The 22756-nt window shown below is 62.4% G+C and carries 14 protein-coding genes and 1 pseudogene; 3 read left to right on the plus strand and 12 right to left on the minus strand.

Annotated elements, in window-relative coordinates:
- Positions 1-12: 12 nt before the first annotated feature.
- Both ACFPN2_RS02335 and ACFPN2_RS02340 read left to right on the plus strand, forming a co-directional pair.
- Entirely contained in the window at positions 13-1830 is a 1818-nt protein-coding gene (locus ACFPN2_RS02335; protein ID WP_380594577.1) for a vWA domain-containing protein, read from the plus strand.
- A 12-nt stretch (positions 1831-1842) separates the two neighbouring features.
- Positions 1843-3165: a hypothetical protein gene (locus ACFPN2_RS02340; protein WP_380594579.1), complete on the plus strand. Its 1323-nt coding sequence runs from the start codon at positions 1843-1845 to the stop codon at positions 3163-3165.
- Between the two features lie 57 nt (positions 3166-3222).
- On the opposite strand, the gene ACFPN2_RS02345 is transcribed toward ACFPN2_RS02340, so the two are convergent.
- The 11 genes and pseudogenes from ACFPN2_RS02345 to ACFPN2_RS02390 form a co-directional block, all read right to left on the minus strand.
- On the minus strand, positions 3223-4719 hold the full coding sequence (locus ACFPN2_RS02345; RefSeq protein ID WP_380595292.1) for a M81 family metallopeptidase: 1497 nt from the start codon (positions 4717-4719) through the stop codon (positions 3223-3225).
- Positions 4720-4847: 128 nt separating this feature from the next.
- Positions 4848-5882 (minus strand): VWA domain-containing protein, encoded by a 1035-nt coding sequence (locus ACFPN2_RS02350; RefSeq protein WP_380594581.1) that lies wholly within the window; start codon positions 5880-5882, stop codon positions 4848-4850.
- Between the two features lie 9 nt (positions 5883-5891).
- Positions 5892-6797, minus strand: a complete 906-nt coding sequence (locus ACFPN2_RS02355) for a DUF58 domain-containing protein (protein WP_380594583.1) — start codon at positions 6795-6797, stop codon at positions 5892-5894.
- 1 nt (position 6798) lies between these two features.
- A complete protein-coding gene (locus tag ACFPN2_RS02360) occupies positions 6799-7800 on the minus strand; it encodes an AAA family ATPase (RefSeq protein WP_380594585.1) in 1002 nt (333 codons plus the stop codon).
- Positions 7793-9049, minus strand: coding sequence for a dicarboxylate/amino acid:cation symporter (locus ACFPN2_RS02365; RefSeq protein ID WP_380594587.1), 1257 nt, complete (start codon positions 9047-9049; stop codon positions 7793-7795). Before ACFPN2_RS02365 ends, ACFPN2_RS02360 begins: the two co-directional genes overlap by 8 nt.
- Positions 9049-10506, minus strand: a complete 1458-nt coding sequence (gene cuyB / locus ACFPN2_RS02370) for a cysteate racemase (protein WP_380594589.1) — start codon at positions 10504-10506, stop codon at positions 9049-9051. Before cuyB ends, ACFPN2_RS02365 begins: the two co-directional genes overlap by 1 nt.
- Before the next feature lie 12 nt (positions 10507-10518).
- Entirely contained in the window at positions 10519-11928 is a 1410-nt protein-coding gene (locus ACFPN2_RS02375) for a CapA family protein (protein WP_380594591.1), read from the minus strand.
- Positions 11929-15009 carry a TonB-dependent receptor domain-containing protein gene (locus ACFPN2_RS02380; protein WP_380594593.1) on the minus strand — a complete coding sequence of 1027 codons (3081 nt, stop codon included), beginning with the start codon at positions 15007-15009 and terminating at the stop codon, positions 11929-11931. It lies immediately after the preceding gene.
- 165 nt (positions 15010-15174) lie between these two features.
- Positions 15175-16140, minus strand: a complete 966-nt coding sequence (locus tag ACFPN2_RS38535; protein ID WP_465270378.1) for an RluA family pseudouridine synthase — start codon at positions 16138-16140, stop codon at positions 15175-15177.
- Positions 16141-16143: 3 nt separating this feature from the next.
- A pseudogene (locus tag ACFPN2_RS38540) lies at positions 16144-16968 on the minus strand (sulfurtransferase); the annotation flags it as partial.
- 75 nt (positions 16969-17043) lie between these two features.
- Positions 17044-17307: a hypothetical protein gene (locus ACFPN2_RS02390; protein ID WP_380594597.1), complete on the minus strand. Its 264-nt coding sequence runs from the start codon at positions 17305-17307 to the stop codon at positions 17044-17046.
- A 299-nt stretch (positions 17308-17606) separates the two neighbouring features.
- Here ACFPN2_RS02390 and ACFPN2_RS02395 point away from each other — a divergent pair, with 299 nt between their 5' ends.
- Positions 17607-19406: a rhomboid family intramembrane serine protease gene (locus ACFPN2_RS02395; protein WP_380594598.1), complete on the plus strand. Its 1800-nt coding sequence runs from the start codon at positions 17607-17609 to the stop codon at positions 19404-19406.
- On the opposite strand, the gene ACFPN2_RS02400 is transcribed toward ACFPN2_RS02395, so the two are convergent.
- Entirely contained in the window at positions 19333-22647 is a 3315-nt protein-coding gene (locus ACFPN2_RS02400) for a TonB-dependent receptor domain-containing protein (protein ID WP_380594600.1), read from the minus strand. The genes ACFPN2_RS02395 and ACFPN2_RS02400 overlap by 74 nt on opposite strands.
- Between the last annotated feature and the right edge of the window lie 109 nt (positions 22648-22756).

Consider the following 22756-nt stretch of genomic DNA (forward strand, 5'->3'; position numbering starts at 1 on the left):
AGGATAGATGCGATGAGCTGGGGCAATCCCTGGATGCTACTGACGCTGATCGTTCCGGTGCTGGCATTCATCCTGCTACGCCGAGCGGCACGCCGCGACCCGCTCATGCGCTGGCCCGCCATGCAACGCGTGGCGATCTCAGGCAATCGAGTCCGTCCCGCCGCGCCCCAGAGATGGCGCACGCCTGTGCTCGTGATACTCGCGATTGCATTTGCTCTGCTGGCCATTGCGCAACCTCGCTGGGGCGAAGATTCATCGCAGGCGTACAGCCAGACCCGTGAAGTCATGATCGCTGTCGATCTGTCGCGGAGCATGCTGGCCGAAGACCTGCCGCCTTCCCGTCTCGATCGTGCCAAACAGCTCACCGAGAACCTGCTCGATAGTCTGCAAGGCGAGAGCGTCGGCCTCGTGGTGTTCGCAGGCACGGCGTTCGTGCAAGTGCCGCTCAGCCCGGACTATCGAATCATCCGCGAGTTCCTGCCGAGCCTGGACACCGACTACCTGCCGCGCGGCGGCTCGGATTATTCGAAGATGCTCGACGCGGCGCTGGACGGCTTCAGCGAAGCGGCGGATCGCGATCGTTATCTCATCGTGCTCAGCGACGGCGAGAGCAGCACCGAAGGCTGGGAGCAGCGGCTCGGACGCATGGCGGAGCGTGAGATTCACGTGGTCGCCATCGGGCTCGGCACCGCGAAAGGCGCGTTCGTTCCCGATTTGCAGAACGGCGGCTACCTCGCCGACGCCAACGGCGATGCCGTGCATTCAAAGCTGATGCCGGCGACTCTGGAAGCACTGGCGCGCAGGACGCTCGGCAAATATGTCGATGCAAGCTCGCTGACCGACATCGACGATGTAAAAGCTCTGTTGAAACAAACCGTCGAGACCGGACGCAAAGGTCGGGCGGCCAACGCGGCGGGCAGTGCCGGGATCGAGCGCTTTCAATGGTTCCTGTTGCCCGCCATTCTGCTCGGCCTGGCCGCCCTGCTCCGTGAATTCCAGCAACGACCCAAGCCACGTCAGGTCCGCAAACAGGACGACGCGCCGGCCACCGCATCCTCCGACGTGCCCACTCGCCTCGCGGCCTGCGTCGCGTTCGCTGTGGCACTAAGCCTCGCTGCGCCTCCCTCCGCCCGTGCCCATTTCGACTCGGAAGCAGAATTTCAAGTTCGCGAAGTCTTCGACAGCAATCCCACGGAACGGCTGCGCGCCATCACCGATCACCTGGCCCGGTTCGGCTACGACGCGTTCGATCTGCGCTTGATGGTCGAGGCGACGATTCGCTATGGCATCGACGCGCAACGCGCCGGCACCGCGATCTCTGAAGGCGCGATTCGCGATGCTGTCGAAGCCACGCATCAAGGCGAACGCCTAGACACCTCAATTGCGGACTGGCCGTACTATCGAGGTCAGCTCGCCGCGATGCTGGAGCCCCCGCCTTCGGCTACCACCGAAGATAAATCGCAGGCGCCGGATGCGGTGATGGACGAAGAGAACGAAAGGCCGGTCGTGACCGGCGACAGCAGCCAGCAATCCGCGAATGACTCGTTCGGCGAAGGTGCCTCGGCGAAAACAGATGCGACGCTCGGCGATCTCACGTCCGACGGTCAGCCCGAGGCGCAACGTGGCAAGAAGCCGAAGCCCCCCAGCAAGGTTAAAGCCGCCGCGCTCCGGCCCGCGCGCTCCAGCAGCCCCGGCGACGCCGACGATCCGATTCTCAAGCTCACTAAAAAAAATCTGGACGAAGCCGCGCGTCGCGATTCTCCCGGTCGGCTGCATCAGTTGATGTCGGCCGAGGAATCGCAGGCGGATCCAAATCGGTTCGATTGGTAAGAGGTCTTTCACATGCAACCGCTGCCGCTGGGCGAGCTCGCCGCGACACCTTGGTCGCTCAGTCCGTTCTGGTTCATCGCCTTGGCCGTCGCTATTCCCGTGCTGCTCTGGTTGGGGCTCGCGTGGCGTCGCGCATTGCTGGAGTGTCCGAATCGAGTGCGGCGTGCCGGTGTCAAGGAAATGCGACGCTTGCTGAAATCGTTGGGGCGTACCGACACGCCGCCCCGCCCGGCGCACCTGCACGCGTGGCTGCGCGCCTCCGCTCGTGTTTGGGACATTCGCACCTCGGCGCCGTGCGTCAGCGAAATTTCACAAGCGGCGCGTACGATCAGCGGCGACTCGACCGTGAGTTCCCGCTGGCGTGAGCTGTGGCAAACGACCGAGCGCGGTCTATACGGCCCTGATTCAGATCCCACGCGGGAATGGTTGCAGCAGGCAACGAACGTGGCAGCCACGGTCGATATGCCAAAGCGCCAACGGTTCTTTCCCAATCGTCTCGGGCATTGGCTACCGTCATTCGCCGGCGCTGCGCTCGTCGTGATATTGATTGGATCGCAAGCGATTGCGGATGTGCCGTGGTCGGCGCCGCCGGCTGAAACGAGCAGCGCGGCGATGGAAGCATCGCCGGAAGATCCCCCGGAACCGTTGGCCCCGGACGTCGCAGAGAACGCCCAGGCGGCGCTGGACCACCATTGGACCGACTGGGCCGCCCATCGCAATCTCGCGGCTTATCAAGTCCAACAGGGCGAATTGAATCTCGCCATCGCCCACGCGACCGCGGCTTTCGTCCAACACCCCACCGGTTCGGAGACTCGCGATGTCTTGCTCACCGCGCTCGGCGAAACCGAGATCGTCGATAGAAACTTAAGTCGCTTATTGTCCGGCCCCTGGTATCAGCGTGCGCCGACTCTGCTTTCGCCCGCCGGCTGGCAGCGCCTGGCACTGTTCGCTGCACTGGTCGCCGCGGCCGGATTCTGTGTCATGGTCGTCTCGTTATATTCACCGGCCCATCGGCCGCAATCGTCGCGAGACATCGTTGTGTGGACCAGTCGTGGTGTCGCCGCGCTCGGCGCCATCGTCCTGATCGCATCGATCGTATGCTGGAACGCCTACGGCGCCTTCAACCAGCCCGAAGCAGCGATGCTAGTACAGAACACGAATGTGAGCCCGGTGCCGACAGATCTGGTGCCGGCGGAAGAAACATCGCCGCTGTCGGCCGGCACGGTCGTAGTCGCCGGACGCAGCTTTCTGGGCTGGCGTCAGGTCGAGGGAGAGCGGGAAATTTCCGGCTGGGTTCGTGGCAACGCCTTGATGGCGTTATACGCCGGCCGCTGAAGAAACCTATCCAAACCGTGCCGCGGCGACAGCCACCGCGGCACTGCCAGCCTCGAATCAGGTTTTGACCGGCGGATAAGTCACGTTCTTGCCGTACGGATAGAATTTGTCGAGCTTCAGATATTTGTAGTTCAGCGCCTCCAGGCGCACCGTGCCGACGAACGGCTCGTCCGGCTCGACCAGCAGAATGGTCTTCGCGTAGCCGCTGTCGTAGAAGCCGCGACGGAAGTGTACGCGCGACTTGATCGCGAATCCCTTGAACGCATTCGGATCGATGCCCAACTGCGTGAACGACTGCGGCTGCACGATCTGACTCAGATAGGGGCTGATCACGACCACGTTGCCGTCGCCGAACTTTACGCTGACCCACAGTTGCGAGCCGCCTGCCTGGCTGCTGCCCCGACTCAAGCCGCCGCTGACCGTATGCACCTTGCCGACGACGCGCACCGGCTTGCCGGCCGAGACATCGAGCTTGCCGCCGATCTCCATATCGAAGTCGTCGCCGACCTTCACGCCCTTCTTACGCAGCGCGTTGATCGCATCTTCATCGGCGATGGTGCCGATCAAGCAGCCGCTGAGCTTCTGATCGATGATCTCCTTGAGCAGCCAGGTCGCAGCGCCCGTGCGGTCGCTGTGATCGGCGAGCACGTACGGCACGGCGCCCTTCTGCAACGCCTGCTTGGCAAGCGCCACGCCCTCCTTGTGACGATAGACCTTGGTGCCATGGACGAGGTCGTCGCGCAATCGCCAGGCGGTCTGCGCCAGGTCGTCGGCGATGTGCTTCGCCAGTTCCGGATCGCCGTTGGTCATGACCTGGAACGTCATGCCCGCATCGGCCGCATCCATGAAAGCAAAGCCATAGTAGAAGCTCACATACACATCGGTCTCACGCGCCTCCCACACCAACGCACGCTGAACCAGATCCATCCAGGGCGACTGGCCGGTCCACTGCAATACCGACGGTGTGATGATAGGCGGCTTGGCAGTCGCAGTCGTCGGCTTGTAGTCGCCACGAATGCACCGGATGAGCGTGCGAGCCGCGCGCTCGCCCTGCAGAGCGCCATCGTAGTGCGGGTAGTACTTGATACAGAACGCGAGATTCGCGTAACGCAGGAACTCGTCGTCCTCGTTGCCGTGCGGATCGAAGGTGCCGGCGATGAAGCCTTTGGGCCCGATCACTTCTCGCACCCGACGCGCAAGCATCGCTTCGGGCTTGGCGACATCGCGCACGCCCATCGCTCCATGCAGCGACAGATAAGCGCCGTCGAACGGGCCTTGCGCCTTCAGGTCGGCAATCATGCGCTCGGTAAAATGCTCGAACGCTTCCTTGGTGATCCAGCCCGAGCCCGAGCCCTTCTTCGAACCGAGCGGCGACTCGATGCCGACCAGCTCGACGTTCGCGTGCTCGCGCGCGACCTTCACAAAGCCACCCATGTAACCGTCCGGCGAGGACGTCAACAGCGCTTCGCCACGCGCCGGCGAGCCCTCGTAAATGAAGTCTTCCGTGGTCGTGTCATACGGCAGGAAGGTCACGGTCTCGTGCGAGAAATGCATGCAAGCGATGCGGATCTTGCGCGTGGCCGCGTTGGAGCGGGCGGCATTCTGGGCGCCCACCGCCCGCGGCAGCGCGGCGGCAGCCGACCCCAAACCCAGGCCCGCCAGGACCTCGCGTCTCGAAATCTTCATGGTTCGATTCCTGTATGAGTGGTTATGGTGGAAGAAAAGTGCACCTGGTACGACGCCAGCACGAGCAGCACGACGCCGATCAGGGCCAACATGGGGAACAGCTCGCGACTGACGAGCGGCGGCGAGGCGGCGAATTCGATCTTCTGCGCCTCGTCGATACGAGAGAAAGCGTCCCGAACGGCGTTGGCATCGGTCGCACGGAAGAACAATCCGCCGGTGCTCTCGGCAACATCTCGCAACAGCAACGAATCGATTTCCGATTCGCGCATTTCCGTGCCGGTGCGTTTCCCCGCGTAATCGAAGATGGGCGTAGGCACCAACCCTTCAGCGCCGGCCCCGATCGTATAGATCACAACGCCTTCCTCAGCCGCGAGCTGCGCCGCCTGACGCGGATCGAGCGAACCTTTGTTACTCGAGCCGTCCGTGAGCAGCACGATGAACGATCCCTGTCGCGGCTGACCTTCCGATCTGCCCTCCCGCAATCGGCGCAGCGATACTCCGATGGCATCGCCAATCGCCGTGCCGTCTTCGATCAGGCCGATGGACAGCCGCGCGCTTTGCTTACGTAGCCATTCGTGATCGAACGTCAGCGGCGCGAAGGTGTAAGCCCGACCGCCGAAGACCACGATGCCGATGCGATCGTCAGGGCGCTCGTTGATGAAGGCGGAAATGATCGGCTTGACCGCCTGCAACCGATTGACCGTCGCGGCGCCCCGCTGGAAATCCTCCGCATACATGCTGGTGGACAGATCGATGGCGACCATGAAGTCATAGCCGCGGCGCTGATGATCTTCCAAGGGAACGAGCACCTGTGGCCGCGCCAGTGCGAGCGTCAGCAAGACGATGCCGATGTAAGCACAAGCGATTGGCCAGAGCGCCGACGACGTTGCGCCTGGCGAATGCCATTCGTGTGCGCCGGGCACGACCAGCGCGGGCACACTGCGTCGGCGGCGGAGCCAGGCGATGACCGGCAGCAGTAACAACAGCAACAACCAAAGCGGATCGTGGAACGTTGCGCTGGAAATATTCACGTCGCTGCCTCAGGCCCGAGCGCCGCCGTGGCGGTGACGATGGAACCACGCGATCAGGCTCTGCAGCGGATCGTCCACGTTGCCGACGATCAGCCGATCGTCGCTCCGAGGAAACATTTCTGTGAAATATTCTTCGCGTCGCTCGCGCCAGGCGGCATGCGCCGCGCGTTCCGCGCTCGACGCGGTGTTCAGCAACGTCAATCGGCCCGCCAGCGGATCGTATGCTGAGAGCTTCGCATTGCGCGGCAACTCCACATCCCACGGATCGTCAGCACGCACGCCAACGGCTTGATACCTTTGCTGGAGCTCGCGCCACAACTCCGGCATTCCTTGTGGAGCAAAGGGACCGAACCAGAGCAACACGCTGCCGCGCGTCGCGCTCTTTTTCACAAATGGCCAGGACAGCGGGCATGCGGTTGGGCCGTCGAGCGACGGAGCCGGCTGATCGAGCAAGGTCGCGGCGATACGCATGATCCCTTTGCGACCCGGCAACGCCCGCTGAAACCAGGACTTGCCCGGCGCGCTATATAACAAGCCGACTCGATCCCGATTGATGGCGCTGATCGTCATCAACAACGCCGCGGTCTCCAGCAGGGTCTGGCGTCGTGTGCGCCCGTCGGAGCCGAATTGCAGCGCCGGCGAATCCTCGAAGACGAACATGATCGTGAGATCACGCTCTTCGACGAACCGTTTTCGATACGGTTCGCCGAGGCGAGCGGTGACGTTCCAATCGATGTCTCGCGGATCGTCGCCCCACTGGTACTTGACGACCTGATCGAATTCCATGCCGCGGCCACGAAAGGCCGAGCGGTATTCGCCGCTCACCGTCGTGTTGACGGCGTGCCGTGCGCGCCACTCCAGTCGCTGGAGCAGCGACGTCGGTGCCGACGGCATCGAAATCATTTCCGCCGACATCTCAGGCACCGCTCTCCGGTACCGCGGTCCGATCGAGAATGTCCCTGAGAATCCGCTCGGCGGTGAGCCCGCGCGACTCGGCTTCATACGACAAGCCGACTCGATGCCGCATCACATCCGCAAAGACTTCCTGCACCAATGCCGGCGTCACATAGTTCGCGTCACGCAGCCAGGCCAACGCCTTACTGGCTTGAAACAAACCGAGGCACGCTCGAGGCGAAGCGCCGTAGGACAGTGTCTTTTGCGGGCCGGCCGCGATCTCACGCGTCGCACGCACCAGCTTGACGACATACGCCTGCACCGATTCCGCGACGTGCACGCGATCGACCTCCTGCCGCAGCCGCAGCAGCTCTTCGCCGCTCGACACCGCGAACAATTCAGGATGTGACGTGACCGAGCCCCAACGCTGCACCATCTGCAGCTCGTCCAGTTCGCTCGGATAGTCGAGCAGCAACTTGAACAGAAACCGATCGAGTTGCGCTTCCGGCAATGGATACGTGCCTTCCTGCTCCACCGGGTTCTGCGTTGCCATGACCAGGAACGGGCTCGGCAACGGATAGGTCATGCCGCCCAGGGTCACCTGCCGTTCCTGCATCGCTTCGAGCAGCGCGCTCTGCACTTTCGCGGGCGCGCGATTGATCTCGTCGGCGAGCACCAGGTTGGCAAAGATCGGTCCGTGATGCGGCGAGAAACGGCCGTCGCCGGGCGAGTAAACCATCGTGCCGACGATGTCGCTGGGTAACAGATCCGGCGTGAACTGGATGCGCTCGAACTGCATGCCCAGCGCTTGTGACAATGACTTCACCAGCAGCGTCTTCGCCAGGCCCGGCATGCCTTCGAGCAGCACGTGGCCGCCGGTCAGCAGCGCGATCTGTAAACGCTCGATGATGGTGAGCTGGCCGAGCACCGCCTTGCCGATCTCCGCGGAGACTCGACCCGACCATTGCGCCCCGCTCTGCGGTCTGGCTTCGACGTGCACGTGACTGACTCTTTCGCTACGCATGGGTGGGTCTCACATCGGCTTCGAGAGTTTGCAACTCGCCTTCCCAGCGGCAGACCACGGCGGTTGCGATGCTGTTGCCTACGACGTTGGTGGCCGAGCGGCCCATGTCCAGGAAATGATCGATGCCCAACAGCAGCAGCATGCCGGCCTCCGGCAAGTTGAATTGAGTGAGCGCGGCCGCGACGACGACCAGCGAAGCACGCGGCACGCCGGCAATGCCTTTGGACGTGAGCATCAGCACCGCGACCATCGCGACCTGCTGCGCGAGGCTCACTTCGATGCCGTAGGCCTGCGCGATGAACATGATCGCGAACGTGCAATACATCATCGAGCCGTCGAGATTGAACGAGTATCCGACCGGCAGCACGAAGCTCGCGACGCGGTTACTGCAGCCGAAGCGCTCGAGCTCTTCGAGCGTGCGTGGATAGGCGGCCTCGGAGCTCGCAGTGGAGAACGCGAGCAGCACGGGCCCGCGAATACCGCGCACCAGACGTAACACGCCCGGACCGACGAACACGACGCCGAGCGTGACCAGAATTCCCCACAGCACCGCGAGCCCCAGATAGAACTCGCCGATGAACAAACCGTAGACGCCGATAATTCCCAAGCCCTCTTTCGCCACCGTGCCGGCCAGCGCGCCGAGCACAGCGAGCGGCGCGAAGATCATCACGTACCCGGTGACCTTCAGCATGATTTGGGCCAACGCGTCGAGGCCTTCGAGAACGACGCGGGCACGCTCACCCAACGCCGCCATGGCTGTGCCAAAAAACAGCGAGAACACGACGATTTGCAGGATTTCATTGCGCGCCATGGCGTCGATGGCACTGGTTGGCAGCGTGTGCTCGATAAAACTCTTGAGCGACATGCCGCTGGCTGACAGGCCCGAGGTTGCCCCGACATCGGGCACCGGCAGGTGCAAAGCCCGGCCCGGCTCGAAAATCTGCACAATAATGAGGCCGAGCACCAACGAAATCAGCGAGGCGCCCACAAACCACGCCAGCGCCTTGCCGCCGACGCGGCCCACCGTTGCGATGTCGCCCATCTTCGCGATGCCGACCACCAGCGTCGCAAACACCAGCGGCGCGATGATCATCTTGATGAGCCGCAGGAATGCGAAAGGCAACAGCCCGATGCCGTCCGCGAAGCGAGTCGCTGTCGCTTCGGATGCTCCAACGTGCACGCCATACCCGAGCACGACCCCGAGCACGAGGCTGACGACGATCCACGTGGTGAGCCGCTTCGATGTCATCAGCGCCTCGACCACATCATCGCCGCGGAGACACAGCGTTTGGCGAGAATGTCGGTCGGGTCGACCAAGGTGACGCGGTTGCCCCTGGCAGTGACGCGCTCCGGCTCGGACATCAACAGCGGCAACTCGGTGCAGCCGAGCACGATGACCTCGACGCCTTGCGTGGCCAGCTCATCGATCGCCGCATCGACGTCCGCTACGCTCTCGGCGCTGGTGAAGCCAGCCTTCACGCCTTGCGGGCCGTAGATCGCGTTCATCACCCGGCCCTGCAGCGGCGGTGACGGGATGACTTCCTGCAGACCGTGATCTTCCAACGCCCGCCGGTACACGCCGCTGGAAATCGTCCCACTGGTGGCGAGCAGACCGACCTTGCTCAGTGTTGGAAACATTTCCCGGATGTGCTTCACCGTGACGGTGAGCATGTTCATGATCGGAATGTCGAGCTCGGACTGAATCGCTTCGACGAAGGCGTGCGCCGTGTTACACGGAATCGCGATCAGATCCGCCTCGCCCGCCTGCAACTTCTTGCACGTCGCGTACAGCGCCAGCGTCGGGTCCATGCCGTCGCCGACCAGATGCTCAGTGCGATCCGGGATTTGCGGATTCTGTTCGACCAGCAGCCGCAGATGGTCCTGGTCCCGCCTGGCCGGCGTGTTACGCACGACCTTATCGAGAAAATCCACCGTCGCCGCCGGACCGACGCCGCCCACGACACCCAGCTTGAATGGCCGCTCGACCTCGGCCGCGGGATCGGCAACGAGATGCTGTGCGTACACACGATGCGGATCGAGTAGCGGCACAGCCCCCTGAGCCAGCTCATTCGTCACCAGCGCGAGCTCGGTCACGCCGGGCAATAACAATTGCGCGCCCTGTCCGATCAGATCGGCGCAAGCTTCGCGCAACAGCTCGATAGAATAGCCGCTCCGGCTGCCACTCTTGATACCGTTCTTGCCGTACACGGCCTCCGTGACCAGATCCAGTCCGTCACGGGGGCGCGCGTAGAGCAGTTCGAACTCCTCCGGCCCGAAGTAACGTTCAAACAATGCGCTCTCACGCAGCGGCGCGGATGTGAGCACGCCGATGCGCCGTCGTTGCGGCGACAGGCTACGCACGTGACCGCGCAACACTTCGATCATGTCGGCGATCGGCAGCGGCGAGTTCTCCTTCAGTTCCTCCATGAAGGTATGACTCAGAAAACACGGCAGGACCACCGTACCGATGCCTCGCGCCTTGAAGCTGTCGATCCTGTTGAAGATGTACAGCATACGGGCCGTGTCCGCCGCACTCGGCCCGTGGGACCGCGCGAACGGTCGCTGCTCGAATACGATCTCGAACTGACCGGCATCGACGTGTCGCTCGGTCGCCTCGATCAGCTTCGACAGCAGATCCGCATCCGCGATGGGCGACAGGCCGCCGATGATGCCGAACGACCGTTCGCGCCTCACTGGTAAACTCATGGCACCTTCGCGTCACTTTTTCCAGGAGATCGTCCCGACACCGTTCTTGTAATTGACGGTGGTACCGAACGGAGCGCTGACTTCCGAGAGATCCTTGAAGATCTGCTCGGCCTCGGCGGCCGGCGACGGATACGGCTGGCCGCGCTTGCTGCGTGGCTGACCGAAACCCATCGACACCGGATGCAACCGGACTTCCTGCAACGTGCGGTCGTTGTCGTAAACCACCTGGGCAACCACCGACTGCCAGTACTTGCGATCCGCCGGAAACCCGACCGTGTCGTTCTTGGAACGTTTGCTGAAGTAATCGCTCGGCAATGAGTCGTTGTTGAGGCCCGTCTTCTCGTAGTTGTCGGCGGGCTGCAGCTCGACCAGATCGTTCTCGAAAATGAAATTCGCGAGCGAATAGAAGATCGGCTTGCCCTTGTACACCTCGATGCCGCGCAGGATATGAGGGCCGTGGCCCACGACCATGTCCGCGCCCGCGTCGATCATCGCGTGCGCGAACTCGACGACGAACTCGGCCGGCATCCATTGATCTTTCGGATTCGCCGCCTCGTGCGCATGAATGCTCACGACCACCCAGTCCGACTGCTGATCCGCATCGCGCACGCTCGCCTGCAGCTCGGCCAGATCGGTCTTGTTCGCCTTCGAGCTGATCTTGATCTCATCGCCGACCACATACTCGGCGCCACCGAACACCAGCTTGTCGCCACCGCCACCGCCACCCTCACCCATGTTCGAGCGCACCGGACCGCGCAAGGTCATGAGCGTGTCGTAGGTGGCCTGTGGCACCGTGTATGTCACGGTGCTGCGTAAGGGATTGAGGCCGGGTCGCCCAGGCATGTCCTTACGCTGCGCACCGGCGACGATTGGCGAAGGAAACGTCGACGACGTGGAGATCAACGCCACGCGGCCCTTCGGTGTATCGAGAAATCCCGGCTTGCGCGCCAGCGCGAGATTCTCACCGACGCCGGCATACACGAAATTGGTCTTCGCCAGCGCCGCCACAGTGCTGCGCATACCGTCGACGCCGTAGTCGTTGACGTGATTGTTCGCCAGGCCCAGCAGATCGAAGCCAGCCCACGCCAGCTCGTCGGTGATGAACCGCGGCGATCCCATGTAAGTGCCACCGCTCTGCTGCGCGCCCGGAATCGTGAAATCGTGAATCAACGTTTCGAAGTTGGTGAACGCGACGTCGGCCTGGCGGATCACGCCGAACATATCGTCGACGCCCGGCGCGCGGAACGTCGACAAGCGTCGATTGATGATCGCGTCGCCGGTCAGCGCGAACACGGTTTTTGTTTCCTGGCCCGCGGCCGATTCCCACCCCTTGGCGGGACGCGACGGTGACGCCGCGTCCGCCGCTTGCGCGGCCAGCAAGCCCAGCAACACTGCCTCAGCGATTCGAATGGTATGTTTCATTTAGAAGCTCTTGGTGAGTCTCAGGGTCCAGACGCGTCCCATTGCGACGCTGTTGTAGACGGCGGCGTCATAACCGGCCGGGTCCGTGGTCAGCGGTGCATCTTCGTTGGTGAGATTCTTCACGCCGACGCGCACGTTCAGATCGCTGAGCCAGCTCTCGCCCGCCGGCTGGAAGGTGTAGGCGCCGAACGCGTTGAACGTGACTGAATCATCGACGCGCCAGAAATACACACCGTCGATCGGATAGATGTAGCTCGGTCGCCCCAACGATTCGTAAGTGGCCGCGCTGATGCTGGCGCCCGTGTCGGCGTAAGCGCCGATGTAGTAAGCGCTCAGACCGGCGGACCAAACATCGTCCTTCGACCAGAACACATTCAGCGCGCCGCGCCACTTGGTCGCGCCGCTCTTGCCCACCCGCGTTTCGACCGCCGCATTCGGCCCGGCCTGACGCTCGTACTTGCTCAGGTAAGTCGCATCCGCCGTCACGCCCAGCCGGCCCCACGACAAGCGCGGCGAGTTGTAGGTGAGGTTGAAGTCGTAGCCCTCGATCGTGGCCGAAGCCAGATTCGAGTACGGCGTGTATGTGATTTCCAGAATGCCGACCGGCGCCACCCACTGAGACTGCGGCCGGCTCGCGTTGTATGCGGCGAACAGCTGGCGATCTTCTGCGGTGATGGTCGCGGAACGTTTGATCAGTGGATCGCCGGCATAAGAGCCCGTGACACCGCTCCCCAGATCGATCTGATCGTAGGGAATGCCGCGAGCCAGGGCCGCTTGCGTCGCAGCCAGCAACATGGCCGCGTCGTTGTTACGAATCTCTTCGGCGTTGGGACTTGCGATCAGGTTCTCTTGATCGATCTTCCAATAGTCCACCGAGAAGCGCAGGCCTTCCACGAACGGCACATCGAGCACGAAGCCCAGCGTGCGCCCTTCGGAAGTTTCCGGCACCAGATTCGGGTTGCCTTCGATACCGGTCTGACGCTGGAATTGACCGTCGACCGGCAGGTTCGTGACCGGACCGCGATACGGATCGAAGCTCGAGCCCACGGTGAAGCGGGTCGGATAGTTCATCACGCTCAGGTTCGGCGCGCGGAATCCCTCGTTATAGGACGCGCGAATCATCAGCGGCTCGATCGGGCGCCAATCCATCGTGAACTTGGGATTGGTCGTGGAGCCGAAATCGCTGTATTCCTCGTAGCGGATCGACGCGCCGAACTGCAGACGTTCCAGACCCGGCAGCGCGTTCGCCGAACCGAAGATCGGCACCACTGTCTCGGCAAACGCCGCGACCACCGTGCGGTCGCCGATTACGTCGCCGGCCGCGGAGGCCTGCACGAAATCGTTGTTCGTCGGGCTCAGCCCGAGATCGTTCGCGCCGTTGACGCCAGCGAATTGCGGACGCACCAGCTCATAATCGTCCCAGCGATGTTCCGCACCGACCGCGATGGCAATCGGGCCGGCCCCAAGATCCCACAACTCGCCGTTCACGCGCGCATCGATGCTGCCCAGGATGTTTCTGCCTTCCTGGTGGAATTTCTGGACGAACGCTGAGGTGACCGACTCGGGATTGGTGTACGGCGTGGTCGCAACCACCGCTCCGTTCTGAACCGCAAAGTTATAACCAAACGGATTGTAAGCACTGCTGTCGGTGCGCAGTGCCTGCGCGAGCAACGCGGATTCGCGCACGGCATTCAGCGAGTCGTCTTTGGTCTGGGCCCGGGAGTACACCGCACCGGTTTCCCACGTCCAGCCTGGAACGATGTCACCTCGTAACCCAGCGGTCGCGGTGATCGACGTCGTTTCGATATCGATAGTCTCGGCACCGATGTCGGTGAAACGTTTGGAAACGATGGTGACCGATTGCGGCGCTCCCGTCAGACGAGCGGTGCCGTCCGCATTCGGCGCTCCCGTCGGGCTATAGAAACGCGAGCCGTAGGGGTTGTAGGGATTGTCGGCGGACACCACCAACGGAGCATCCGAGTTGATGCCGTACGCGACCGGCGGCCGCACCATGGTCGAATTGGCGCGATACAACGCCAGATGGCCGAACGCGGTCAGCTTGTCGTTGATCTTGAAATCGAGGGCGTTGAACCAGTTGAAACGCTCGGTTTCCGGAACGGAATAACCATCGGCGTTCACGTCGTAGTAATAGCCCAGCTCAGCACCCGTGCGATTCGGCGCGCTGTTCTTGATACCGACGACACCGCCTTCCATCGGCGTGAGATAACGCGTCGTGGTCTGCGCGCCGATGCGGAATGAGGGATAGGCGCTGGAGGCATTGCGATCGAAGAACGGACCGTTGGCCGCGTCGAAGCCCGGCAGCGCGACGGCACGCTTGTCGGAATCGCCGGCATTCGGCAGATCCGATGTCTTCAGCTCTTCGCGCGTCAGATAGTCGAACGTCGAGATCCAGTGCAGGCGCTCGTCGAACGCATAGTTGCCGTGCGTGAGCGTGACACCGATATCCGAGCCCGAGCCGATCTCGGTAATGCCCGTCTGCACCTGCATCTCGTTGCCCACGTAACTGCTGTCGGTGACGAAGTTGATGACGCCGGCGACGGCGTCGGAACCGTACACGGCCGAGGCACCGTCACGCAGGATGTCGACGCGCTCGAGACCTCGCGTCGGCAGCGTGTTCACATTCACCGACATCTGCGGCACGCCGTCTTCCTGGGAAGAGATGCCGTGCGCCGCGACTCTGCGCCCGTTCAACAACACCAGCGTGTTGCCCGAGCCCAGACCTCGCAGGTTCACCGAAGCGATGTCACCTCGGGCGTTGACGCCGCCTTGATTGGAATCGTTGATGGGAACGTTGACGACCGCCGGCATGGCGGTCAGCAGGTCGACGGGCGTCGCCGCGTCGCGCAGCTCCATCGCTTCCTGACTGACGATGGTGACCGGCAGCGCCGCGTCGTCGGTGCGTTTGATGCTGCTGCCGGTGACGGTAATTTCTTCGAGCGGCGGCGCATCCGTGGTAGCGGCTGCTTCCTGCGCTCGGACAGCTGGTGCGTGGCCGATTGCGGCGATGACAGCCAGCGCAATCAGGCTTCTGGAGGATAAAGGCTCAGTAGCTCTCGACACGGCGTTGCTCCCCAAGTTTTTGTGTTAGCCCCCGTGCTCAAGCTAACCAACGTCATTGGGGAGTGCGATGAAAAGGCGCGGCCTGTCTATAACCTCGCGTTATTCTCGGATCGGAATTGCCTCATGGTGAGGCAGGTCGCGGCGGCACGCGACCTATTTGAGTGCTCAGGCCGGGGTCGCCCACGCCGGTGGCGGCGCTTTGAACGTCACAGGCTGACGGCTGACCGGATGTCGGAATGTGATTTCCGAGGCATGCAGACACAATGGCGGCGCGTCGACGCTGAGAGTTTGCACGTCGCCCAGTTCGCTTCCTGTGAGATAGGCAGGATCGCCACACACCGGCCAGCCGAGATACGCGGCGTGAATTCGAATCTGGTTCGTACGCCCCGTGCGAGGACGCGCTTCGAGCAGCGCCGTGCCGTCAGGCAATCGACGCAGAACGCGGAAATCAGTGTGCGCCGGCAGCCCAGCCTCCAGATCGACGCTGCGTGAGCCAAGCTTGCCCGGCTCGTTACTAATCGGCGCCTTGCACGCGATCTCATCAGCGTCGGGATGACCGGCGACGCGCACCAGATACACCTTCTCCACCTGCATCTGCGCGAACTGATCCTGCACGCGAGCCGCGAAGTGACCGGTGCGTGTGAACACCTGCACGCCCGTGGTATTGGCGTCGAGTCGATGCGCCGGACGCAGCTTCTGCGGTGAGTACACGTCGTACAGCAACCATTGCAGAGTGTTTCTATAGAAACGTCCGCCGGAATGGATGGGCAGTGGCGCCGGCTTGTTGACGACGACGAGCGCTTCATCCTCGTACAGGATGCGCACATCCATATTCACTGGAGGCTCGATGACCGAGGGCAGTCGATGCAAATAGCGCTCGCCTGACTTCACCCGATGACCCGCGGCAACAGGCTCGCGGTCCGCGGTGAGTATCAATCCATCGGCACATTTCTGTTCCCACACTTCCATGGGAATGTGCCTGACGACGCGGTACAACGTTTCAACGACGGTCGAGCCGTCGCAATCCACCGGCACATTCACCGGCTTGAAATGATCGTAAGGCTGGCTGCCTGGCAAGGGGCTCGCGAACTGCCGGATGACTTCGTGGCGTCGCTCGATGTTCGCCTGCATCTGCTCGGCCGGCGTCTTGAAACAATACGGGCACGACTTGCCCCACACATAGTGAGGATGCTCCTGCTCCGCCGGCGTCAGCGGCGACTGGCACTGATAGCATTGGGTCGAGCCTGTCTCGTGCAGCTTCGGATCGAGCCCCACGCGCTGATCGAAGACGAAACATTCGCCATCGTAGTGCTCGGCGCCGACGTCCTCGAAATACTTCAGGATGCCGCCGTCGAGTTGCAGGATGTTCTTGAATCCCACCTGCTCCATGTACGGCCCGGCCTTCTCGCACCGAATGCCGCCGGTGCAGAACATCACGATCGTTTGTTCTTTCATCGCCTCGGGCAGCTTCGCCACGGCCGCGGGAAAATCGCGGAAGTGATCGACGCCGATGGGCAGCGCGTTCTTGAACGTGCCGAGCTTGACCTCGTAGTCGTTGCGCGTATCGAGCAGCGTGATCGGCCGGCCTTCGTCCAGCCATTGCTTCAACTGGCTGGCGGCGAGCTTCGGCGAGGTGCGACGGGACGGATCGATGCCGGGCACGCCGAACGCGATGATCTCTTTCTTGATCCGCACCAGCATGCGGCGAAACGGCTGATGCTCGGTGTGACTGATCTTCGGCTGCAGGTCCGCCAGCCCCGGCCAGCTGCGCAACTCGGCCAGCAAGCGCTCGATCTGCGGCTCGCCGCCGGCGACAAACAGGTTGATGCCTTCCGGGCTGAGCAGAATGCTGCCTTTGAGCTCTTGCTCCGCGCACAGCGCCTGCAAACGGAGGCGCAGCGACTTCAGGTCATGGAGCGGCAGGAATTTGTAGGCGGCGATGTTGACGACGGCTTTCATGAGGCCGCGCATCTTATAGAAGCTGCCCGGCCGCCGCGAGAAGCGGAGGCTCGAAGGCCTCCGCCGGGGTGGGCATCAGACGCGGACGAAGTGATCCCAGTAGCTGTACTCGGTCTGCGTACGAGTGCGCTTCCAGCCTTCGTAGGTCTGACGGGTCAGGTAACCGTCGTGATAGGTCTGGCCGACATAGGTGCTGAACATCTGCGAATAGGCGCTCCACGAGCCGGTGCTGATGTAGCTGCTGCGCAATTGCCAGTCGGCGCCGCCGGACAGCTCGGTCATGGCCTTGCGATCCAGGGCCTGGGAAAGGGTGAGGTCATTGAAGTTCAAGTTCGTCATTACTAGGACTCCGACAGGGTTGAGAGGTTTCGATCAAAGCGCTTTGCTCTGCGCTCGGCGGAGGAATAGCAGGCGTCGTGCCAGATCCTGCCAACGACCGCCGGGATGGCTCTAAGTCACTGGAGTCCCTGGAAAAATGAGCCGTGTCCGCAAAGCTCTACGGGGCTCCAGGACAGCCCGCGGGAGGCTGGGTCCGTTGGGGCACCGCCAACAATCTCGGCCGCATCGAACGGGCAGCCGCCAACATCGGTAACACCCATCGGGTATCGTCTGCGCCAGTTGCACTGACGACGAGGCGCATGAATACCCACGACGAGACCGCCGAGCGCGCGTTCAACGAGGCGCTTCGAGCCCGTGCGCCACGCGCTTGGGCGACACCCGCCCTGGTCGTCACGAATGTGCTCGTGTTCATCGCCTGCATCGTTGCCGGCGCCGGCACCTGGGCGCTCGATCCGCAGGCCCTGACCCGCTGGGGTTCAAACGCCGGCCTGCTGGTCATGAGCGGCGACTGGTATCGACTGTTCACCGCGATGTTCCTGCATGGCGACCTGCTGCATCTGTCGTTGAACATGTGGGCGCTCTGGAGCATCGGCCGACTGGTCGAGCGTCTGTATGGGACCTGGACCTTTGTTTTCATCTACGTCGTCTCGGGGGTATTCGCCGGGCTGGCAAGCATCGCGTGGAATCCCTATCAGAACAGCGTCGGCGCCTCCGGCGCGATCTTTGCCCTCCTCGGCGCGCTCATTGTCTTCATCTCGAAGGCTTCGACGCGTGTTCCCAAACAAATGGTTCGCGCTCATGGCCTCACCGCGTTGGTGTTTATTTCGTACAGCGGCGTGGTCGGCGTGCTCAGTGACAAGATCGACAACGCCGCGCATATCGGCGGACTGATTTGCGGCGGCCTGCTCGGCTGGTCGCTCGCGCGGCCGTTGGACCCCGCTTTATCGACACACTTGTCATTCGGCAAAGCGAGCGCCGCGGGCATCACTGCCCTCCTCGTGCTGGGCTTGGGCGTGGGACAAATCCACTCGTTGAACTCGAATCAATCGGTGGTTCAACATTATTGGGCGAGTCATCCGTGGCTGATGTCAGGCCAGAACGAGGCCGTGCGAATCGATGCCGACATGAAGGCTCGCGTGGCCGCCGGCAAGATCAGCGAAGCTGAGTTCCTGGACATCATGGAACAGAAGCTGCTGCCCTTCTGGAAAGAGGCCGAAGCCCGGCTGACCGCCGAGGCCCCGGTCAACGACGAAGAACAACAGAAATTCGCGGCGTCGATGGCCGAGTACGTCAAGCTGCGTCACGCAGCGATTCGCACAGGCTACGAAGGGGTCAAGAATCGAGATAAGGAACAGTTGTTGAGCAGTCGGCACTACGCTCAACAGGCCGACTTCGCCTCGAGCAAGGTCTCGCGCCTGGAAGTGCGAGCCGAGGCCGATCGGATTCGTTCGTGGTCGCAGGCCAAGCCCGTGAGACAGCTGCGATATGCGCTCGCAAGCTTGCACTGGACGTGCGTGCCGCCAAAGACGGCCAATGGCCCGGCCGACAAGAATCGCGGGTCGAGCGACAGTTCGCTGGAAAGGAGCGTTGGCGGCTGTGCCGCTCAACGCGCATTCGCCAGCGGCGACTACGCCGCGCTCGACGCGATGTTACATCCGGCGCAGGCTAGCACTGACGACACGGCCTTCATGAGCGGCTTGGGAGATCTGTTCAACCAACGCCAGTCGCTGAACACCTCATTGTCACAACTTGCCGAGTGGCGCCGCGAGCATCCCGGCTCGGATGGCCCCGATCTAGTCGAGACCATCCTCTTTCGAACTTGGGCCTGGGCCGCACGCGGTGCCGGCCCGGCAAAAGAGATACCGCCGCAGCAGTGGCAGGTATTCCAACAGCGGCTCGCCATGGCGCAGGCCGCCCTGCAGGATGCCGATCGCGGTGCGCAGTCGAGTCCCGTTTGGTATCAGCTGCGGCAGCTGCTCGGCCTCGATCGCTCGCAATCGAAGGACGAGCAGCGCGCCAACAAAGTTACTTCGTACTCCCTGCGTCGAAATTCCATCGCAACGACAGCGTCACTGACTGATCTTCCAGATCGCCCTTGAAGTTCTCCAGTCCATACTGCTCGGTGCCGAGGTTCGTGCGTCCGTTACTGTCCATGTCCCACTTGCGATCGGGCACATAGAAGTAACGATAGCTCACATCCGCCTGCAAACGATCTGTCAGGCGAATCGCGAGCCCGGCCAGCCCCTGCATGGCTGCGCCAACCGCATGACTGTCCGTACCGGCGAGATAGCGGCTGCCACCATTCGCAGGCTGCACCGGAATGCGTCCGCCAATCTCAACTTGCGTGACCGCAAGGCCGAGTCCGAGACCGACGAACGGCGAGATGCCTCCCATGGGCCACGGCTCGTAAATGCCGTTGAACATGCCACTGTAAGTATCGAACTTGCCCGACGAAGGATCGCAGTCAGGAAATGAAGGCGCTCCGTCGCTGACCTTGCACATGCCGCCGGTCACCGGACCCGGCGTGTACGTGCTCTCGATGTCGATGGGGCGATAGCCGCCTTCGAACTCCACGCGCCAACGGTCGTTCAAGTGACGACCGACGCGCCAGAACGTCGCGAAGTTCGAGCCCAGCTGCCAATCCCACTGCGTCGCCGAGCCATCGTCGTTGCGCTTTGGCGAGCGCGCGGCGATCGTCGGCGACGTGCGATAGCCAAAGTCGAGCGAGGTGTACCACTGGCTCGGATCGCCGAACGGGAAATGATCGCTGACCGACGCGCCGCCGCCCCAACGTGCAATCGACGGATCGCTCCAGCGAAACGACAGCGAGACGCTGCGAGGCTCGCCGTAGTAGCCGCCATAGTTGTTCGCTGTCGACAGATAGCTCTCGTCGGTGAGATTTTCGACCAGCAGCGAGAATTTCAGCGCCGGCGAGTAATCGAAGCTCGCACCCGCGCTGAAGAGATGATAGCCCGCCGTGACAAAGTCCACCGGCACGTACCCGACGATCTGGCCGTTGTCGAAAACATAGTTCCCGCTGCGCGTGTAGACGTCGCTTCGATACGAGTAGCCCGCGTTGAAACGCCAGCGCGGCAGCGCCGGCGGCGCCCAGTTGAGGAACAGCTTGGCCGTGCGCGCCGGAGATTGCGTGTTCAACGGTAGATTCGCGGCAATGTTGGTTGTTTCGTTGAAGTTGTAGCTCGCCAGCGCACTCAGCTGCTCGAAGAACGTGCCAGTGAGTTCCACGTCGTAGCCCTTCGACTCGACATCCGAGCCGCCAATGAAATAACACGTCGAGCTATGTGTCGGGCCACACGTATTCGAGCCCGTCATCGGCTGAGCGACATTGTCATTGTCGGCGGTATAGTAGCTGCTGCTCGCCACCCACCGTCCGGAGGAGTAACGCACCATCAGCTCCTTGTTCTTGTACTTCATCGCCGACAACGGCTCGCCAGACGGCGTGAAATAGAAGGACTGCGCACTGGTGCCTTCGGCATAGCTCGGCGCGATGCTCCAGCCGCGCCAGGGCTTGAACACCACCGAGTACGACGGCGTCAGGTTGGCCTTGGAATTGCCGTAGGAAACACTGGAAGGCATCAGCCGACCGGTCCCGTCAGGGTAATAGTTCTCCCATAGAAACGGGCTGCTGAAGGAGAAATTTTTGGCACGGCTGTAGCCCACCGCCAGTCGCAGATCGATCTTGTCTCTCCAGGCGATCAGATCTTCGATCGATCCGGTGATGCTTCGGGTCGAGCCGACGCTCTGGCCGCGCCGGTAGGGCACGATGCGCACATCGTCGAGATAGAAGTCCTCGATGGAGTCGATGATGTCGTTCGCCCGACGGTTGCGCCAGCCGTTACTGATATCGGCGGAGTCGATGTCGAAGTACGAGCCTCGCAGCAGCAGGTTGTGATCGAGGCCCCAGAGCTGGAATTTTCCGGCCAGGCTCACATCGCCCGTCAGCCACTCGGTCTCGGTGTCGAAGGTCAACAGATCGTCGCGCGGCGTCTCGAACCCCGTGGTGGTGCCGTCGCTGCGAAAGGTCACATTGAGGATGTCGCCCATGTATGACGTGGTCTTCTCCAGGCTCTTGCGACTCACGCCGACATTGAGCGTCCAGTCATCGGAGAAATCGGTCTTGATGCGCGTAAAGAGTTCCGCGTCCTTGCTATCGGCGTAACCCCACTTCGGACCGAAGTTGGTGCTGCGAGGAACGTTCAGCAGCGGACCGTCGGCATACCGGAACACCATTTGATAAGGGCTATCGATTGCCGACTTCGAGTAGTTCACACCGAATTCGGCACGCGACGTCTCCGACAGCGGAATGTCCAGGATGCCGTAGAGCGCGCGATTGTCTCGGCTGTATTTGTCGTAGAACGCTTCGCTCGTCTGCCAGTTCGCCACGCCGCGAAAGGCGATGTTCGAGCCGGCAATGTTTGGCACTGTCACATCGTACGTGCTCTCCCAGCGATTCCAGCTGCCTGCAGTCAGCGTCAGGGTTTCGGCAGGCTGCGCCGACGGCCGCTTTCTCACCAGATTGAGCGTGCCGCCGTAGGAACCGTCGCCGACGGCGGCAGCGTTCACACCGTGCAGCAGCTCGATGCGCTCATACGCCGCCATGTTGAATGCGTTGGCGAACTCCGGGCCATACTGCATCTGCTGCCGTAGAAAACTATTGATGTTGTAGGCTGGGCCGCCGTCCACTTGCACGGCCTCGAGCGTTTGGCCGCGTGAAAAAATACGCGAGCTCACCGACACCCCCGGCATCCGATCGAGCGCTTCGCCGAGATCGTTCACGTCCTGATCTCGCATCAAATCAGCTGTCAGCACCGACACCGAACGCGGAGTGTCTTCGATAGGAATGGGCCGGCCGCTGCCAACAGTAGCCACCAGCGCGCGATAACCATTGCTCTCATCTTCCTGATGACCGCGCACGCCGCCAAGGGTGGCGATGCCTTCACCGATCTTCGGCTGTACCCGCTCCGCGCCCTCGACGCGAACCGGGCCGAGCGTGCGAGCCCCTTTTGTTTCTCGTGCCCGCTCGATGGTCACCGTCGTCTTGTTCACAAAACGGAAATTCAAGCCGCTGCCCTCGAGCAGCGCGCGTAACGCAGCCGCCGGCTCCATCGTGCCGGACAACGCACGCCCTTGTAGATCGGCTACCAGCTTGCCGTCATAAATCAGTTGTAACTTCAATTGTTCGGCGAGCGCATTCAACGCATCGGTCATCTTCTGCGCGGCAAGCTCGACACGCACCGGCTCGGCAAACGCCGGCATCGGCGCCACCGCCGCCGCCAGCCCGCAGGCAACACCACTCAACACCATAACCACAGGACTCACTGAGCCTCGATGCTTCGACAAGGTCGCTCTCCCCTTCGACGACCGGCCGGCCGTCTTCGTGGGCGGGATGACGAACGACCTGGCAAAACATGCCACGAGAAACGCGCAA

Origin of the sequence: Steroidobacter flavus (genome assembly GCF_042651805.1) — a bacterium.
GTDB lineage: Bacteria > Pseudomonadota > Gammaproteobacteria > Steroidobacterales > Steroidobacteraceae > Steroidobacter > Steroidobacter flavus.

What these genes read in the sequence shown, in the direction of transcription:
- ACFPN2_RS02375 (WP_380594591.1), bottom strand. Translation starts at nt 11,928, where the DNA reads ATGAAACATACCATTCGAATCGCTGAGGCAGTGTTGCTGGGCTTGCTG.
- ACFPN2_RS02345 (WP_380595292.1), bottom strand. Translation starts at nt 4,719, where the DNA reads ATGCATTTCTCGCACGAGACCGTGACCTTCCTGCCGTATGACACGACC.
- ACFPN2_RS02335 (WP_380594577.1), top strand. Translation starts at nt 13, where the DNA reads ATGAGCTGGGGCAATCCCTGGATGCTACTGACGCTGATCGTTCCGGTG.
- ACFPN2_RS02390 (WP_380594597.1), bottom strand. Translation starts at nt 17,307, where the DNA reads ATGACGAACTTGAACTTCAATGACCTCACCCTTTCCCAGGCCCTGGAT.
- ACFPN2_RS02355 (WP_380594583.1), bottom strand. Translation starts at nt 6,797, where the DNA reads ATGTCGGCGGAAATGATTTCGATGCCGTCGGCACCGACGTCGCTGCTC.
- ACFPN2_RS02360 (WP_380594585.1), bottom strand. Translation starts at nt 7,800, where the DNA reads ATGCGTAGCGAAAGAGTCAGTCACGTGCACGTCGAAGCCAGACCGCAG.
- ACFPN2_RS38535 (WP_465270378.1), bottom strand. Translation starts at nt 16,140, where the DNA reads ATGCAGGCGAACATCGAGCGACGCCACGAAGTCATCCGGCAGTTCGCG.
- ACFPN2_RS02365 (WP_380594587.1), bottom strand. Translation starts at nt 9,049, where the DNA reads ATGACATCGAAGCGGCTCACCACGTGGATCGTCGTCAGCCTCGTGCTC.
- cuyB (WP_380594589.1), bottom strand. Translation starts at nt 10,506, where the DNA reads ATGAGTTTACCAGTGAGGCGCGAACGGTCGTTCGGCATCATCGGCGGC.
- ACFPN2_RS02340 (WP_380594579.1), top strand. Translation starts at nt 1,843, where the DNA reads ATGCAACCGCTGCCGCTGGGCGAGCTCGCCGCGACACCTTGGTCGCTC.
- ACFPN2_RS02395 (WP_380594598.1), top strand. Translation starts at nt 17,607, where the DNA reads ATGAATACCCACGACGAGACCGCCGAGCGCGCGTTCAACGAGGCGCTT.